Raw genomic sequence first — 16,395 nt, 5'->3', positions numbered from 1 at the left:
TTATTTATTAACTACCTTAAGCTCTTTCTTTGGTCCTGCGATAAAATCAATCATGATTCTTTCTGCTTCCTTCAAATAAGCGTCTTTTGCGTGCTTATCTTTGGTCTTATCCTCTTTTTTATCGTCCTTTTTATCAACTTTAGCTTCTCCAGAATCGATGGCCAATGCATCCATGACAGCCAAAGATTCATCAGGTTTTTTCTTTTGTTCATCTAATTCCTTTTTTCTTTTGTCTAATTGCAAAGAAATAGAATTTTGTTCTTTTAATTTTTTCCAACGATTAAAATCCTCCTTCAATTTCAACAATTCAGGATTCGTTTTTAAGCGATTTTGGAATGCTGTTTGTAGCTTAGCTAATAAATCATTTGTTACACTTTGTGTAATTTGATAATTCGTCGTTGGAATCATGTCCCAAGGCAATGCACTTGGCTGAGAACTTTCTCCAAATTCCTCCGCAGAAAAAGCAGAAGGCAAGGCAAAATCTGGACTCACTCCTTTATGCTGCGTCGAACTTCCATTGATACGATAGAACTTTTCCAAGGTAATTTTCAATTGACCCACTTCATCCTTTTCATCATTCAAATAATTGGATAAATCAACAACCGATTGCACGGTTCCTTTACCATAAGATTGTTCTCCAATAATTATTCCTCTTTTATAATCTTGAATGGCAGCAGCAAAAATTTCGCTGGCTGAGGCAGAAAAACGATTGATAAGTACTGCCAAAGGACCATTGTAGGAGATTTCAGGGTTACGATCAACCTCTTGAGAGATTCTTCCATCGGATTGTTTCCTTTGAACGACAGGCCCTTGAGTTATGAATAAACCCGTTAAATCAACAGCTTCAATCAAAGACCCTCCTCCATTGTTTCTCAAATCAATTACTAAACCATCGATTCCTTCTTGCTTAAATTCGTTAATAAACTTTTTAACATCGGCAGAAGTCGATTTAAAATCTTGCTCTCTTTTTCTTGCACCTTCGAAATCGCGGTAAAACATAGGAACGGTAATCAAACCTAATTTATAAGGTTTTCCATCTCTATTAAGTAGCAAGGTTTCTTTTTTAGCTGTTTGCTCCTCCATCTTGATCTTTTCACGAACCAAGCGGACTTCAGAAGTTGGAGAACCCGTTACACCTGAAGCAGGCAATAATTTCAAGCGAACAACTGTACCTTTCGGACCTCTAATTAATTTAACTGCATCATCAGTAAACCAACCTATCACATCTACAAAACTGCCTTCATCTCCTTGGGCAACTCCAACAATTCGATCTTTGGGATTGATTTGCTTACTTCTAAAAGCAGGGCCACCTGGAACCAGATCTTGAATGGTTACATAATCACCTTCCAAACGAAGTGTTGCTCCAATACCTTCAAAACTTTGGGCCATATCTTTATTGAATTCCTGAGAAACTTTAGGAATCATATAGGAAGTATGTGGATCAATGCTTTCAGTATAAGCATTCATGAAAATCTGAAAAACGTCTTCCGATTTCGTTTTGGCAATATATTTTTCGCTTCTCTTGTAGCGTTCTTTCAGCTCTCCAATAGCTGTAGTATCAGCTTTGCCACCAATTTTCCAATCCAACAATTGACGCTTAATATCTTTTCTCCAATAATCGTTCAATTCCTCTTTTGAATTAGCCCAAGTTGCTTTATCTCGATTTGGAGAATAGCTTTCATCTAAATTAAAATCTTGGGTTTGAGTCAAGACTTGGTTGATAAATGCAAATCTTTCCTTCATTCTAACTTGGTATAAATTATAGATTTTGAAGGCGGAAGTTAAATCGCCTAAATTCAATTGCTCATCGATGGTGTAGCGATAATCTTCTAATTCTTTGATGTCTGAAGCTAAAAAATAAACTTTATTTGGATCTAACTCCTTTAAATAGGCATCATAAATTTTGGAAGATAAAGAATCGTTGACTGGAATTTTACGGTAATGGTAATTACTTAAAATACCATAAACGAGGCGCTCCACTTTTTTTTGCGTAGCTGTAGGTTGTAAATCACCCTCCTGATAACTTGTAAGGTTATTAGAATTAAAATCCACTGGATTTTTTCCGTGCAAAAACAGCACAACCACCAAGGATAGAGGAATTAAAATAGGAAGGATCTTTTTCATACAGCCTTTTTAAAAATATTACTTTTCAATAGAAATCAATTCAACATCAAAAACTAGAGTTGAATACGGTTTAATTTTGTCGCCTGCTGGTCTTGCACCATAAGCTAAATTTTGAGGAACATATAATTTCCACTTTGAACCTACTGGCATTAATTGCAATGCTTCTACCCATCCTGGGATAACACCTGTAACTGGAAAAGTAATAGGTTCTCCTCTGTCTACAGATGAGTCAAACACTGTACCATCAATCAAAGTTCCGTGATAATGTGTTTTTACTTTATCATTTGCGGTTGGCTTTGGACCATCTCCCGCTTTGATGATTTGATATTGCAATCCACTAGGAAGCGTTACAATACCTTCTTTTTTCTTATTTTCTGTCAAGAATTTTTCACCCTCCAACTTGTTCGGCAAGAATTGTTTAGCACTTTCAGCAGACTTTTGCTCTTGCAATTTCATCATATAAGAATTAACTACACTTTGGCAAGCTTGCTCTGGTAAAATAGAATTTGCACCTGAAAAAATAGTGGCGAAACCTCTTTCAACCAATTTAGGATCTAAAGTTACCCCTTGTGATTTAAAATTCTGAGCTACTAAAACTCCTACTGCATAACTAACAGAGTCCAATACATTGGAAAATCCACTCACTGGAACCTTAGTTAGACTTAAAGCAAGCTTAGGCTTCGTTTTCGGTTTTGCAGTTGTTTTATTTTGAGCGGTTAATGCATTGCTAGTAATAACAGTAATTAATAATAAAATCGAAATAAATTTAATTTTCATGATGATTAACGTTTAACAATTAGTTGGAATTATTATATTTTAAAAACAAAGTTTCGAAGTTACAGAAAAAATGGGTTTTAAATTGATTTTAACGCTATTTAACCTGATAAAATTTTGTTCAAAAAGACTCATTCTAAAAAAAGTATCACAAATACTCTCATTTTTTGCAAAAGTTATGGGAATAATCAAATTTCATGACTAATTTTGCACCCGAAATTTTATAATTAAAAAGTATTTAATAAACTTCAGTAAACACCATTTTTATATGGCATCAGTAAGACCAGACGAAGTATCGGCCATCCTTAGGGAACAACTATCACAGGCTAAAACCCAAGCAGAATTAGAAGAAATTGGCACCGTACTCCAAGTGGGTGATGGTGTGGCTCGTATTTACGGCCTTTCCAATGTACAAGCAGGAGAGCTTATCGTTTTCGAAAACGGTTTAAAAGCACTTGCATTGAACTTGGAAGAGGATAATGTAGGAGCTGTACTTTTAGGAGAATCCACCCTTGTAAAAGAGGGAGATACGGTTAAAAGAACCAATCTAATTGCATCTATCAAAGTAGGTGACGGTATCTTAGGCCGTGTTGTTAACACCTTAGGAGAACCTATTGATGGAAATGGCCCAATTACAGGCGATTTATATGAAATGCCTTTAGAGCGTAAAGCTCCAGGTGTAATCTTCCGTGAACCCGTTACAGAGCCTATGCAATCAGGTATCAAAGCGATTGACGCAATGATTCCAGTAGGTCGTGGTCAACGTGAGTTGGTAATTGGTGACCGTCAAACAGGTAAAACAGCCGTTTGTATTGATACCATTATCAATCAAAAAGAATTCTACGAAAAAGGTGAGCCAGTTTTCTGTATTTATGTGGCGATTGGTCAAAAAGCTTCTACTGTGAAGCAAATTGAACAAACTTTACGTAAAGCAGGAGCCATGGATTACACAGTGATTGTTTCAGCTTCTGCTGGAGATCCTGCCCCAATGCAATTTTACGCACCATTTACAGGAGCTGCCATTGGAGAATTTTTCCGTGATACAGGTCGTGCAGCCTTGGTAGTTTATGATGACTTATCAAAACAAGCGGTAGCATACCGTGAAGTTTCATTATTACTTCGTCGCCCACCAGGACGTGAAGCATATCCAGGAGACGTATTTTACCTACACTCTCGTTTATTAGAGCGTGCAGCTAAAATCAATAGCTCAGACGAAATTGCTCGTTCAATGAATGATTTACCTGATTCTATCAAAGGAATCGTAAAAGGTGGTGGTAGTTTAACTGCTTTGCCAATCATTGAAACTCAAGCAGGTGACGTTTCGGCTTATATCCCAACCAACGTAATTTCAATTACTGACGGTCAAATTTTCTTAGAAACCAACTTGTTTAATGCAGGTATTCGTCCAGCAATTAACGTAGGTATTTCGGTATCACGTGTTGGAGGTAATGCTCAAATTAAATCAATGAAAAAAGTAGCAGGTACTTTAAAACTGGATCAAGCACAATTCCGTGAGTTAGAAGCTTTCGCGAAATTTGGTTCAGATTTAGATGCGTCTACTAAATTAACAATTGAGCGTGGTCGTCGTAACTTAGAAATGTTGAAGCAACCTCAATTTGCTCCTCAAAGAGTGGAAGATCAAGTTGCTATGATTTATTTAGCTACAACAGGTTCATTGGATAAAATCCCAGTAAACAAGGTACGCGAATTTGAACAAGATTTCATCAATGTATTAAAAGCAACTGAAAAAGATACCCTTGCTGCATTAGCAAAAGGTAAATTTGATGATACATTGACAGCAACATTGAAAAGAGTAGGAAAAGAAGTTTCGGATAAATACGAAGTTTAAAATTTAATAGTATGGCTTCCTTAAAAGAAGTAAGAAATAGAATCGTTTCAGTTAATTCGACACAACAAATCACCAAAGCCATGAAAATGGTTTCGGCGGCGAAGTTGAGAAGAGCGACAGATGCCATTGTTCAAATGCGCCCTTACGCTAAGAAATTAGCTGAAATGATTGCTACCGTTTCAGCAAGAACTGAATCAACCAATGAAAATCCTTTTTCAGAAGTTCGAGAAATAAAAAGAGTTCTAATCATTTTAGTTACCTCAGACCGTGGTTTGTGTGGTGCTTTTAATACCAATGTAGGTAAAGCTGCTATCCAAGTCATTCAAGAGAAATATTCAGAATTAAACCAAAATGGCCAAGTTGAAATTTTAACATTGGGCAAAAAAGGTGCAGAATATATGTCTAGAAGAGGCTACAAGTTGAATACAACTCATACAGAAATTTATTCCAAATTAAACTTTACCAACGTTAAAGCAATTGGAGAGGAAGTTTTAGAAGCTTTCGCTAAAAAAGAATTTGATGTGGTTGAGGTTATTTTCAATGAATTCAAAAACGTAGCGACTCAAATTATCCGTAATGAGCAATTATTACCTTTGGTTGAAAAACAGGATGATAAAAAAGTAGTTGCTTCTTCTGTAGATTATATTTTTGAACCGAACGAAGAAGAGGTAATCAATGAATTAATTCCCAAGTCGATTAAACTTTCGATCTTCAGAGCTTTGTTAGAATCAAATGCTTCTGAACATGGTGCTCGTATGACTGCGATGGAAAAAGCGACTGAAAATGCAGGAGAATTAATCAAAGCGTTGAAATTAGAATACAACCGTTCTCGTCAAGCTGCAATTACCAAAGAAATTTTGGAGATTGTGGGTGGAGCTGAGGCATTATCCAACTAATACAAATGAAAAAGGCATTACTAGTAATTGCATTATTGGGATTTGGTTTTACCAACTACGCGCAAGGAATCAAAACACCTGCTCCAAGTCCAAGTCAAACTCTTAAACAAGATTTTTCACTTTCATCTATTGAAGTGACATATTCCCGACCTGCAATTAAAGGTCGTAAAATATTTGGAGATATTGTTCCTTTTGGCAAATTATGGAGAACAGGTGCAAACGGTGCAACTAAAATCACTTTTGGAGAAGATGTTAAAATTGCAGGAAAAGATTTAAAAGCTGGTACCTACCAATTAATGACAATTCCAGGTCAATCTTCGTGGGAAATCATTTTCAACAAAGGTACGGACGGTGTTTTCAACTATCATCCAGAAGAAAATGTACTTAATGTCACTGTTCCAAGTACTTCGATTTCACAATCGGTAGAGAGTTTTACCATTCAATTAGCGAATATATCTTCGAATAAATTGGATATTCAACTTGCTTGGGAAAAAACACAAGTATCAATTCCCGTTCAAACAGAGATTGATTCAAAGATTTTAGCCAACATTGCTAAAGTTATGTCTCAAGATTCAAAACCCTATTTTGAAGCAGCTAGTTTTTACTTCGAAAAGGGTATTCATTTAGACAAAGCTTTAGAATGGGTAAACAAAGCAAATGAAGCAAATCCTTCTGCCTATTGGCAATTTCACTTGAAAGCGAAAATTCAAGCAAAATTAGGCGACAAAGTAGGAGCAAAAGCGACAGCATTAAAATCCATTGAACTAGCTAAAGCTGGCAAAAATGATGATTATGTAGCTTTAAATGAAAAATTAATACAGAGTTTATAAAACATTGAACTCTTTTCTATAAAAAAGCCTTTCTATTCAGGAAGGCTTTTTTTAGCTATCATTAAAACGAAAAAAAACGTGTATAGTACTGACGAAGAAAAAGAAACCGCTGTTTTGGTTGCGGTAAGCACCCAAAAGCAAGACGCTGAAAAAACGAAAGAGTATTTAGCTGAATTAGCATTCTTGGCTTCTACTTCAGGCGTTGTTACGCTAAAAAGTTTTACCCAAAACTTGGCAAAACCCGATAATAGAACTTACGTTGGAAAAGGTAAACTTGAGGAAATCATCAGTTATGTGATTGAAAAAGATGTGGATATGATCATCTTTGACGACGATTTAAGTCCATCGCAAGTTCGAAACATTGAATATTCTATTCAATTGTGTGGAAAGGAAATGAAAGTTCTTGACAGAAGCCTTTTGATTCTTAACATCTTTGCTCAAAGAGCTCAAACCGTACAAGCGAGAACTCAAGTTGAATTGGCTCAGTATCAATACATGTTACCTCGATTAACCCGTATGTGGTCTCACCTTTCCAAACAACGAGGTGGTGTGGGTATGCGTGGACCTGGTGAAAAAGAATTAGAAACCGACCGCCGTATTGCCAATGATCGAATTTCGTTATTGAAAGAAAAACTAGAAGCCATTGATCGCCAATCTTTTACACAAAGAAAAAACAGAGATCGTTTGGTGCGTGTTTCATTGGTAGGCTATACCAATGTGGGGAAATCAACTTTGATGCAAAAATTATCTAAATCAGATGTTTTTGCAGAAAATAAACTCTTCGCCACGGTCGATTCAACCGTTAGAAAAATTTCTTGGGAAGGAATTCCATTTTTATTAACAGATACCGTAGGGTTTATTCGTAAACTCCCTACCCTATTAATTGAATCTTTTAAATCAACGTTAGATGAGGTTAGAGAAGCGGATATTTTATTACACGTAGTAGATATCTCTCATCCAAATTTTGAAGAGCAAATCGAGGTAGTTCAAGGAATTTTAAATGAAATGGGCATTGGTGATAAGCCGACCATTTTAGTTTTCAATAAAATCGATTTATATAAGGTAGAAGATGTCTTTTTTGAAGGTAGTTTTGTCAATGAGGATGGAGAAGTTCAAAAAAGCAAAATGGAGCGTGTCACTGAATTTTTAAAAAATACCCATTGGCAAAGCAATCAACCTCAAACAGTATTCATTTCAGCAGAACAAAAAAGCAATTTGTCTGAATTAAGAGAAATCATCATGAAGTTGATCAAAGAAAAACATTATCAAATTTTCCCTAACTGGATGAATGACAATCATTTAATGGGACATAGCGATGGAGTTGTACCTGAATAAGCAGATTTAATCATTACATCATATAAAATTCATTTAAAAGGTTTTAATTTGTGTTCAAAATCTTTTAAAAATGAAAAACAGATTACTCTTAGGGATTTCCCTTTTTATTACTTTATCTTCAAGAATGCTTTTTGCGCAACAAAATTTAGTTGATCAAATTGCAAAAAGTAGAGTTACACTCCCAAATGGCTGGAAACTTTCACCACATGGTACATCATTACCCTTGGGAGATTTACCCTTAAACATCGTTACTAGCCCCAATCAAAAATATTTATTGGCTACCAATAATGGGCAAAGCGTTCAAAGTTTACAATTGATAGACGTTAAAAACCAAAAGGTACTTGATAGCAAAGAATTAGAAAAATCTTGGTATGGATTAAAAGTTGCGGCTGACAATCAAACCGTTTTTGTTTCAGGAGGAAATGACAATCAAATAATTGTTTTCAAAATTGAAAATGAAAAATTGATAGAAACTGATAAAATTCCATTAACCACTGAAAAAAAAATAGAAATTTCTCCAGCAGGTATAGAATACGATGATGCAAAAGGAATCCTCTATGTAGTGACAAAAGATAACAACACTCTTTACATCATCGATGTAAAAAGCAAATCCATCCAATCAACACATAAATTACCAGCGGAAGGATTTACTTGTCTTTTGAATAAAAACAAAGATATCCTTTATATTTCCGTTTGGGGAGCAAGACAAGTTTTACCTTTTGATGTATCAAATAGTACATTTAAAAATCCAATTTCTGTAGGCGACCATCCAAACGAAATGATTTTAACCAAAAATGGTAAAATTTTATACGTAGCTAATGCCAACGACAATTCCGTTTCTGTGATAAATACAGCCACAGGAAAAGAGATTGAAGTATTAAATGCAGCTTTATTTCCTAATTCTTTAGCAGGTAGCTCGACCAATGGACTTGCTTTATCTGCAGACGAGGAAAAGCTCTATGTAGCCAATGCGGATAATAATTGTTTAGCAGTTTTTGAAGTAGAAAAACCAGGATCTTCTAGATCTCTTGGCTTTATACCAGTGGGTTGGTATCCTACTTCTATCAAGGTCATCAACAAAAAATTATATGTAGCTAACGGGAAAGGATTTTCATCTTTTGCGAATCCAGATGGACCTAATCCAATCAACAAAAAACAAACGGTTACTTATCAAAAATCAGATAACAATAAAAAAGTTAGAACAGGATATATTGGAGGTTTAATGAAAGGGACTTTATCCATTTTCAATGAACCTAATTCCAAAGAACTACCCATCCTTTCTGAGGCAGTTTATCAAAATACTCCTTATAATAAAGAAATTGAATCCAATGTAAAAGGGGAAGAAGGTAATCCAATTCCACGCAAAGTCGGAGAAAAATCACCCATCAAATATGTGTTTTATATCTTAAAAGAAAATAGAACCTATGACCAAGTATTATCGGATGTGAAAGGCGGAAATGGAGATACGACTCTCCTACTTTTTGGTGAAAAATATACGCCGAATCAACATAAACTAGTCAAAGACTTTGTGTTATTAGACAATTTTTATGTAGATGGAGAAGTGAGTTCTGATGGACACAATTGGTCAACTTCAGCCCATGCAACTGACTATTTAGAAAAAACATGGCCAACTTCTTATGGTGGACGTGGTGGTCATTATGACGGAGAAGGCAATCGCTTAATTGCCAATCCAAAAGATGGCTTTATTTGGGATTATTGCAAAAGAGCAGGTGTTTCTTATCGTACCTATGGAGAATTCGCAGATGATTTCAAACCAAATATCCCTTCCATTGCAGATCATTTTTGTCCCAACTTTGAATCTTTCAACCAAGATGTGATGGACACTACTCGTTTTCATCAGTGGAGAAAAGATTTTGAAATTTTACTAAGTCAAAACAAAGTTCCTCAATTCAATTCGATTCGTTTTCCCAATGACCACACAGAAGGTCAAAAATTAGGCAAAAAAACACCTTATGCTTACGTGGCAGACAATGATTATGCAGTAGGTTTATTCGTAGATTATTTATCAAAATCACCCATTTGGAAAGAGACAGCCATATTTATTGTAGAGGACGATGCTCAAAATGGACCCGATCACGTAGATGCACATAGAACAACAGCATATTTAGCAGGAGGTTTCGTTAAACGAGGCTTTGTAGATCACACACCCTATTCTACTTCTTCTATGTTAAGAACCATGGAATTGATACTAGGTTTGCCTCCAATGAGTCAATATGATGCGGCGGCTACTCCTATGTTCAAAAGTTTTTCAAAAGAGGCTAATACATCGCCTTTTCAACATGAATTACCCCGTACCAACTTATTCGAAGTGACGGTAAAAGAAACGCCTAGCAGCATAAAAAGTGCGAAATTCAATTTCAAGAAAGAAGATTCAGTTCCTGATTTAGAATTAAGCGAGGTTGTTTGGAAAGCTGTTAAAGGAGAAAATTCAATCATGCCAGCTCCAAGAAGAGCAGCTATTTTTAATGCCTCAGAAGTAGAAGACAAAGATTAATAATGAGTTTAACGATTCTTAGCCTTTTAAGTATCCGAATGTTGTTCATGCATTCGGATACTTTAAATAATGTGGTTGTCAGTGCAACACGACAAGCAAGTATTTCAAATACTATTCCAATTGCAATCTCCAAGCAACGAATTCAACAAAATTCATTGAATACGCCCGAATCCATTTCGAATATTCCTGGAATATTCATGCAAAGAACCAATCAAGGTGGAGGATCTGCCTTTGTAAGGGGATTAACAGGAAACCAAACCTTATTAATTTTAGACGGAATTCGATTTAATAATTCTACTTTTAGGTATGGTCCCAATCAATATTTGAATACCATTGACCCATTTAATCTTGAAAATATTGAGGTATTGAGAGGAACGGGCTCTGTTCAATATGGATCAGATGCCTTATCGGGTGCAATTCATTTATTTACCATACAACCCGAATTCAGCGAGGAAAAAGTATGGAGTGGTACTCACTCGACAAGATGGGCTAGCCAAGGCATGGAAAAAAGTTTTTTGAATCGATTTTCCTATCAATCCTCTCAATTATCAGCCATTTTTTCTTTAGGTTATAAAAGCTTTGGCGACATTAATAAAGGAGGAAATGGTGGACTTCAAAGTCCAACTGGATTTGATGAATCCAATATTATGGCTAAGATTCGAATGAAATTACCAACAAATTGGGAATTTGAAACCTTATTACAACAGAATCAACAAAAAAATGTACCTGTTTTTCATAAAATTCAACTCGAAAATTATGCAATCAATGAAATGAGCTTGCAAAATTATCAGAGGGCCTATTTGAAGCTAAAAAAAGATTTCAATCAGCCTATTTTCAAGTCCATTGAAATATTAGCTTCCTATCAGAAAAATAATGAAGATAGAAAATTGCAAAAGAATGCCAGTTCTACTACTCGTTTGGAAAGTGATCAGATACAAACCTTGGGATTTACCTCTCAAATAAAAAGTAATTTATTTCAAGCGCATTCATCCATTAGTGGCATAGAAGTTTACAACGATTTGATTTATAGCAATAGAAAGGATCTAAACGTTAATAAAACAACGAATTTGAGAGGATTATATCCAGACGATTCCAACTTTACTAGTTTATCTGCTTTTAGCTTACATGAATGGTATGCAAAGCCTTGGGAATTTCATACTGGACTACGATTTCAACAATCAATTGCCGTTATTCCAGATACAACTGTTGGTAAATCAACTATATCCATGGGAGCGTTTGTATATGATTTAGGGACTTCATATACGTTCAACAAAAATGCTACATTATTTTTCAATTATTCAACGGGATTTAGAGCTCCCAATATGGATGATTTAGGTAGTTTAGGTATTGTTGACTTTAGATATGAATTACCTGCATTTCAACTAAAACCTGAATATTCATTTAACAAAACATTCGGATTACGGTCAAAAATTGGTTCATTGAGTAGCGAATGGGTATTTTTCCATACTCAATTAGAAAATATCATCAATCGAGTAAAAACAAGTGAAACCATTCAATCTTATGTAGTTTATAAAAAGGAAAACATCGATCAAGCCTATTTGTATGGATTTGAAATTAATCAAGGATTTACACTCAATCCGCAACTAATTATTAAAAGTCAAATATCTTATACTTTCGGGCAAAATGTAAGTCAAAACGAACCTATGCGTCGAATTCCTCCATTCCATGGAAATGTTCAAATTGATTATCAACATTCGAAATGGGGCATTGGAATTAATTGGATTTTCGCTGATAGACAAGACCGATTAAGTGCTGGAGACAAATCTGACAATCGAATGAATCCGAATGGTACTGCCGGCTGGGGAATCATTAATTCACAGTTTAAATACCAAATTAGCTCCCATACCTTGGTAAGTTTGCAGGGAGTTAATTTGGCTAACATTCCTTACAGAATGCATGGATCAGGCATTGACGGTATGGGTAGAAGTTTATTCGTCCAATTTACCTACCAATGGTGATTAATGATTTTTTCTTTGATCATTCACATCGTCCATTTCAATCGTTTTTTTGATTTTTCTCCAATCAATTTTACGATTGTATTTGATCATTGTTTTATCTGCATCGAAAATTCGCTTGTCTGGAAAAACAAATTCATACGGTTTAAAATCGGGTTGTTCCGTAAAAAAATCATCCAAAATAGAAGCCGTTTGATCATAATGATTAACCGCAGGAATATCCAATAAAGTATAAATTACGCGCAAGATAGAACCGAAATTTGCATGGCGTTTTGATACATAATTCTTTTTAACATAAGGTCCAGCCATCATTAAAATACTTCTATGCGCATCTATGTGATCAATTCCTCCTTGTGGATCATCCTCTGTCACAATCACTAACATATTTTTCCAATAGGGCGTATGAGATAAAAACTCCAACATTCTTCCTAATGCCAAATCATTATCTTCCATATAAGAAGGTCGGTAAGGGAAACCCGCTACTGAATCTACATCAGCCCCATGATCATTTGGTAATTGAATGGTGATTAATGAAGGTAGTTTACCAGAACCGTTCAACCATTTTTTGGTGAATTCTTCCGTAAATTGCTCTACCCTAAATTGATCTGGAATACTCATATTAAAACCTGCATAATTATGACTTGTATTTTTGTACAAAGCCTTTTGCATGGGAACCATTACAATGTGGCCAGCGCCCGTCAATGTATCAAACCAATCTTCCCGAACATGTCCTGTTTCATTGGCTTCTCCAAAATTATAAAACGAAACATTTTTGCGTTCTAAAGCTTCCCAAAGTCCACCAACCTCCGCATAATCCTCCGGATCCATGCTTCCTGTTGTCTTAGGCATCCTTCTGCCAGGAGCAGGCGAGAGCGCTTTGGAGCTTTTTGAGACACTTGAATTAGCTTCTACCCATTCGTTTGGAATCACCCCCATCATCCAGTGGTGACCGTGAATTGAAGCATCGCTATCACAATAAAAATTATCGCTCATGGCAAACTGAGAAGCAATTCGATGGTGATTAGGTGAAATATCCGCATTTTTGAAAACAACATTCTTATCAATGACGGTACGATTTAAACCAAATTTAGCAATGGTTGAATCTCCTACTGCGCCCTTGAATTGTCCAAAAACCTCATCATAAGTACGGTTTTCTTTGGTGATATATACAATGTGTTTAATTGGTGAATCAGAATTTGATTTCAAAGAAAACACCTTATTTCCGCGATCCTGAATAGATTTTTGGATAAAAGTATTATTTTGAACTTGTTGCGTCAACTCTGCCAATTGAGTAGAATTAGGTTGTTGTACCATTTGAAAAGTACCTAATTGTACATCGCCAATATACGTTCCTTGAGCTGGCGCTTGATATCCTTTTCCACCATTTGGACCAGCCCCAAAACCACGGCAAGAAGTAATGTATATCATTTTTTCATCGGCTGATAATTTAACACGAGTTGGACCCCAGCCAGTTGGAATAAATCCTTTGGATTTTTGAGACTCCACATCAATAATGGCTACTGCATTAAATCCCAGCAAGGTAACAAACAAGGTTTTTTCATCTTTACTCAAAGTCAATCCAAACGGCAAATATCCGCGTCTTTTATCCAATAATTTAGAAAATTGAATAGGAATATGCGTTTTGATTTTTCGCGTTTTATAATCGATTACAGTGATATTATCGTTTGTCGCATTACTCACAAAAATATATTGGGAACTAACAGCAATGGAATTGGGACTCGATCCCCCTACCACTTCCATCTCTTCTACCATCTCTCCTATTTGAAAACCAGGTTTATATTTTTTTACAATTTTATTCGTCGATAAATCTATTTGAAAAACACTCATTGCTTCATCTGAACGGGGATCACCAAGACCCGGAATCTTCTTTCCTTCTATTTCTGTCCCTTCTCTTGACTCTTTCGTATCATTTCCATAAGGATGGTATGGAATATGTTGCGATTCAATATTTTTCTCAGTCGTTCCTTCCACAACTGGATAGGCATACATTCCAACATTAGCAACAAATGCATATTTATGATCCGGACTTAAACTTATACCAAACGGAATGCGACCAGTAGGAGTATTTGAAATTACCTTGCCTGAAAGCAAATCCAAACGAACCAAACGATAATTGGCTTGATCCAATACAAGCAACTGATTTTTTTCTTCTAATAGGACTAAGTCGGTTGTAAAACTTTCTTCCCAATTTTTTTTACCAATTTTTCCATTGATAGACATGGTTCTCAAAACTTTTCCATCTTCCACATCAACTTCCAAAACAGTGCCAAAATCGCCACCACTCAAATAGATTTTTTTACTATCAGCAGAAAATACGACACCAATGAAAGTGCTTTTTCCGTAAGGAGACAATTTATCAGGAGTACCAAAGGCAGGAAAACGTTTAGCAACTTGACTGGTTAAATCAATCCGGGTAAAAGCTGCGTTATGTAAACTTACCGCCCATTTTCCATTGGGACTAATCGCTAAACCAAATGCATCGGAATTAATTCGCAAAGTTTTTCCAGCTGGTTTAACATATCGACCACTCGGTAAAACAGAATAGTTGGATGTATCAATTTTGGCATACTCCTGTAAACCAGGAACTTCTAAAATTTGCTGACTGAAGGAGGTAAAACTAAATAACGAGAGGGCAACTAGATTCAGAATTTTTTTCATAAATAGATTATTTATGGAAAGATAAAAATTCTGATTTTAAAACATGTCATGCAATTATTAAATTTTAAGAGAGATGTTTATTAATTTCGTATAGCTAATCCAAGAAAAGCCTCCCCAATAGCCCATGTATAAATTTATCACCTATTTTATTATAATTCTTATTTTATCTGCTTGTTCAAAAACAGAAAATATCACACCAGCAAGTTCAACAACAGTTACTCCAAGTACAAATAAGCCAATTGTCTACTCAAAAAAAACTTTGGATTCTGTATCAGCAATCAACAAAACAACTTCTTGGTACACAACTACTGTAGAAATGACAGAATTGTTTGATGTATTTGCAAGTAAATATTGGGGGTTTGAATTAAATTCTACTGGGCTCTATGAACCTTATAATACAGGAACCACCAACACATTTAGTCCATCAAAAAATTACTATTGGAATGATTTAGGTACTTATTTATACGCAGATTTCACTGGAGATGGGAAAAAAGACCTTTGGGCCTATTACTGGAAAAATCCATGGCCAACAAATGCAACCGGTTTACATTTATTTTCTGAATATACGACGAACCTTTTAACTTATAATTTACAAAAGGGATTAACTCAGGTTCGGAAATGTGTGATTTCAGACATGGATAATGACAAAAAATCGGATATCATGTTATTTTCATCAGGTTATGATGGAATGCCTTTTCCTGGAGATTCACTGGGTATATTTTATCCAAGAGAGCTGAAATATCAATATCTAAATAAAGATATCGGATATTTTCATGGTGGAGCGACGGGCGATATAAATAACGACGGTTTGATAGATATTGTAGCTTATTCAGGTGGAAGTGCGATAATTCCCGTACACCCAACTTGCTATATCAATAAAGGGAATCGAAAATTTGAACTAAGCAATTCAATTTTTAAAAATTTCAGTAACAATGATAATTACTATACAGTAGAACTTTATGACATTAATAAAGATGGGTTTTTAGATTTATTTCTTGGCTCTTCAAAAACACTCAGAGTTATATTGAATGAAAATGGAATTTTCGATCGATCAAAAGCAATTAATTTTCCAATAGATACAAATTTGGAAATCATGGACATGCTATTCTTGGATTTTGATTTGGACGGCAAAACCGATGTATTAACAATGAGCAATACCAATTACAATGGTTATGGTCTTCGATTATTTATTAACAAAGGAAATGAATTCACTGAAAATACAAAAAACTACTTTGATATAACAGATGAAGCAGGAAATGGCGCATGGATCAAATGGATAAGATTATTTGATTTTGATTTGGATGGAGATCTTGATATTGTAGGTGATGGATTATTTGGAATATTAAACGGAAATAAAGGAAAAATTATTTATTGGAAAAATGAATCTGGGAAATTCAAACAAGTAAAAATTTAAAAA

Annotated in this window: 10 protein-coding genes; 7 read left to right on the top strand and 3 right to left on the bottom strand. The window is 35.2% G+C overall.

All coding sequences use genetic code 11. The features are described 5' to 3' along the window. Both V7S79_RS00840 and V7S79_RS00835 read right to left on the bottom strand, forming a co-directional pair. Entirely contained in the window at window positions 1-2,124 is a 2,124-nt protein-coding gene (locus V7S79_RS00840) for a carboxy terminal-processing peptidase (RefSeq protein WP_459488546.1), read from the bottom strand. A gap of 18 nt (window positions 2,125-2,142) precedes the next feature. Next, entirely contained in the window at window positions 2,143-2,901 is a 759-nt protein-coding gene (locus V7S79_RS00835; RefSeq protein WP_459488544.1) for an FKBP-type peptidyl-prolyl cis-trans isomerase, read from the bottom strand. A 265-nt stretch (window positions 2,902-3,166) separates the two neighbouring features. Between V7S79_RS00835 and atpA the strand changes: the two genes are divergently transcribed. From atpA to V7S79_RS00805, 6 genes are all read left to right on the top strand, one after another. Next, window positions 3,167-4,747: a F0F1 ATP synthase subunit alpha gene (gene atpA, locus V7S79_RS00830; protein ID WP_459488541.1), complete on the top strand. Its 1,581-nt coding sequence runs from the start codon at window positions 3,167-3,169 to the stop codon at window positions 4,745-4,747. Between the two features lie 11 nt (window positions 4,748-4,758). Further along, complete coding sequence (gene atpG, locus V7S79_RS00825) at window positions 4,759-5,643, top strand: ATP synthase F1 subunit gamma (protein ID WP_459488538.1); 885 nt, start codon at window positions 4,759-4,761, stop codon at window positions 5,641-5,643. A 5-nt stretch (window positions 5,644-5,648) separates the two neighbouring features. After that, complete coding sequence (locus V7S79_RS00820) at window positions 5,649-6,473, top strand: DUF2911 domain-containing protein (RefSeq protein WP_459488536.1); 825 nt, start codon at window positions 5,649-5,651, stop codon at window positions 6,471-6,473. A gap of 78 nt (window positions 6,474-6,551) precedes the next feature. After that, window positions 6,552-7,808, top strand: coding sequence for a GTPase HflX (gene hflX, locus V7S79_RS00815; protein WP_459488534.1), 1,257 nt, complete (start codon window positions 6,552-6,554; stop codon window positions 7,806-7,808). Window positions 7,809-7,878: 70 nt separating this feature from the next. After that, complete coding sequence (locus V7S79_RS00810; protein ID WP_459488532.1) at window positions 7,879-10,323, top strand: bifunctional YncE family protein/alkaline phosphatase family protein; 2,445 nt, start codon at window positions 7,879-7,881, stop codon at window positions 10,321-10,323. Between the two features lie 2 nt (window positions 10,324-10,325). Continuing rightward, window positions 10,326-12,302: a TonB-dependent receptor plug domain-containing protein gene (locus V7S79_RS00805; protein ID WP_459488530.1), complete on the top strand. Its 1,977-nt coding sequence runs from the start codon at window positions 10,326-10,328 to the stop codon at window positions 12,300-12,302. Here the strand turns inward: V7S79_RS00805 and V7S79_RS00800 are convergent, their stop codons facing one another. Continuing rightward, entirely contained in the window at window positions 12,303-14,978 is a 2,676-nt protein-coding gene (locus V7S79_RS00800; RefSeq protein WP_459488529.1) for a phosphoesterase, read from the bottom strand. Window positions 14,979-15,102: 124 nt separating this feature from the next. Here V7S79_RS00800 and V7S79_RS00795 point away from each other — a divergent pair, with 124 nt between their 5' ends. Next, on the top strand, window positions 15,103-16,392 hold the full coding sequence (locus tag V7S79_RS00795) for an FG-GAP repeat domain-containing protein (RefSeq protein WP_459488527.1): 1,290 nt from the start codon (window positions 15,103-15,105) through the stop codon (window positions 16,390-16,392). Window positions 16,393-16,395: the final 3 nt, after the last annotated feature.

The organism is Aquirufa sp. ROCK-SH2 (assembly GCF_054558315.1).
The sequence above is the reverse complement of the archived record's forward strand: the minus strand, read 5'-3'. Positions and strand labels throughout refer to the sequence as shown.

Excerpts from the sequence above, each read along its gene's own strand:
- V7S79_RS00840 (WP_459488546.1), bottom strand. The coding sequence starts at position 2,124 with ATGAAAAAGATCCTTCCTATTTTAATTCCTCTATCCTTGGTGGTTGTG.
- V7S79_RS00835 (WP_459488544.1), bottom strand. The coding sequence starts at position 2,901 with ATGAAAATTAAATTTATTTCGATTTTATTATTAATTACTGTTATTACT.
- atpA (WP_459488541.1), top strand. The coding sequence starts at position 3,167 with ATGGCATCAGTAAGACCAGACGAAGTATCGGCCATCCTTAGGGAACAA.
- atpG (WP_459488538.1), top strand. The coding sequence starts at position 4,759 with ATGGCTTCCTTAAAAGAAGTAAGAAATAGAATCGTTTCAGTTAATTCG.
- V7S79_RS00820 (WP_459488536.1), top strand. The coding sequence starts at position 5,649 with ATGAAAAAGGCATTACTAGTAATTGCATTATTGGGATTTGGTTTTACC.
- V7S79_RS00810 (WP_459488532.1), top strand. The coding sequence starts at position 7,879 with ATGAAAAACAGATTACTCTTAGGGATTTCCCTTTTTATTACTTTATCT.
- V7S79_RS00805 (WP_459488530.1), top strand. The coding sequence starts at position 10,326 with ATGAGTTTAACGATTCTTAGCCTTTTAAGTATCCGAATGTTGTTCATG.
- V7S79_RS00800 (WP_459488529.1), bottom strand. The coding sequence starts at position 14,978 with ATGAAAAAAATTCTGAATCTAGTTGCCCTCTCGTTATTTAGTTTTACC.
- V7S79_RS00795 (WP_459488527.1), top strand. The coding sequence starts at position 15,103 with ATGTATAAATTTATCACCTATTTTATTATAATTCTTATTTTATCTGCT.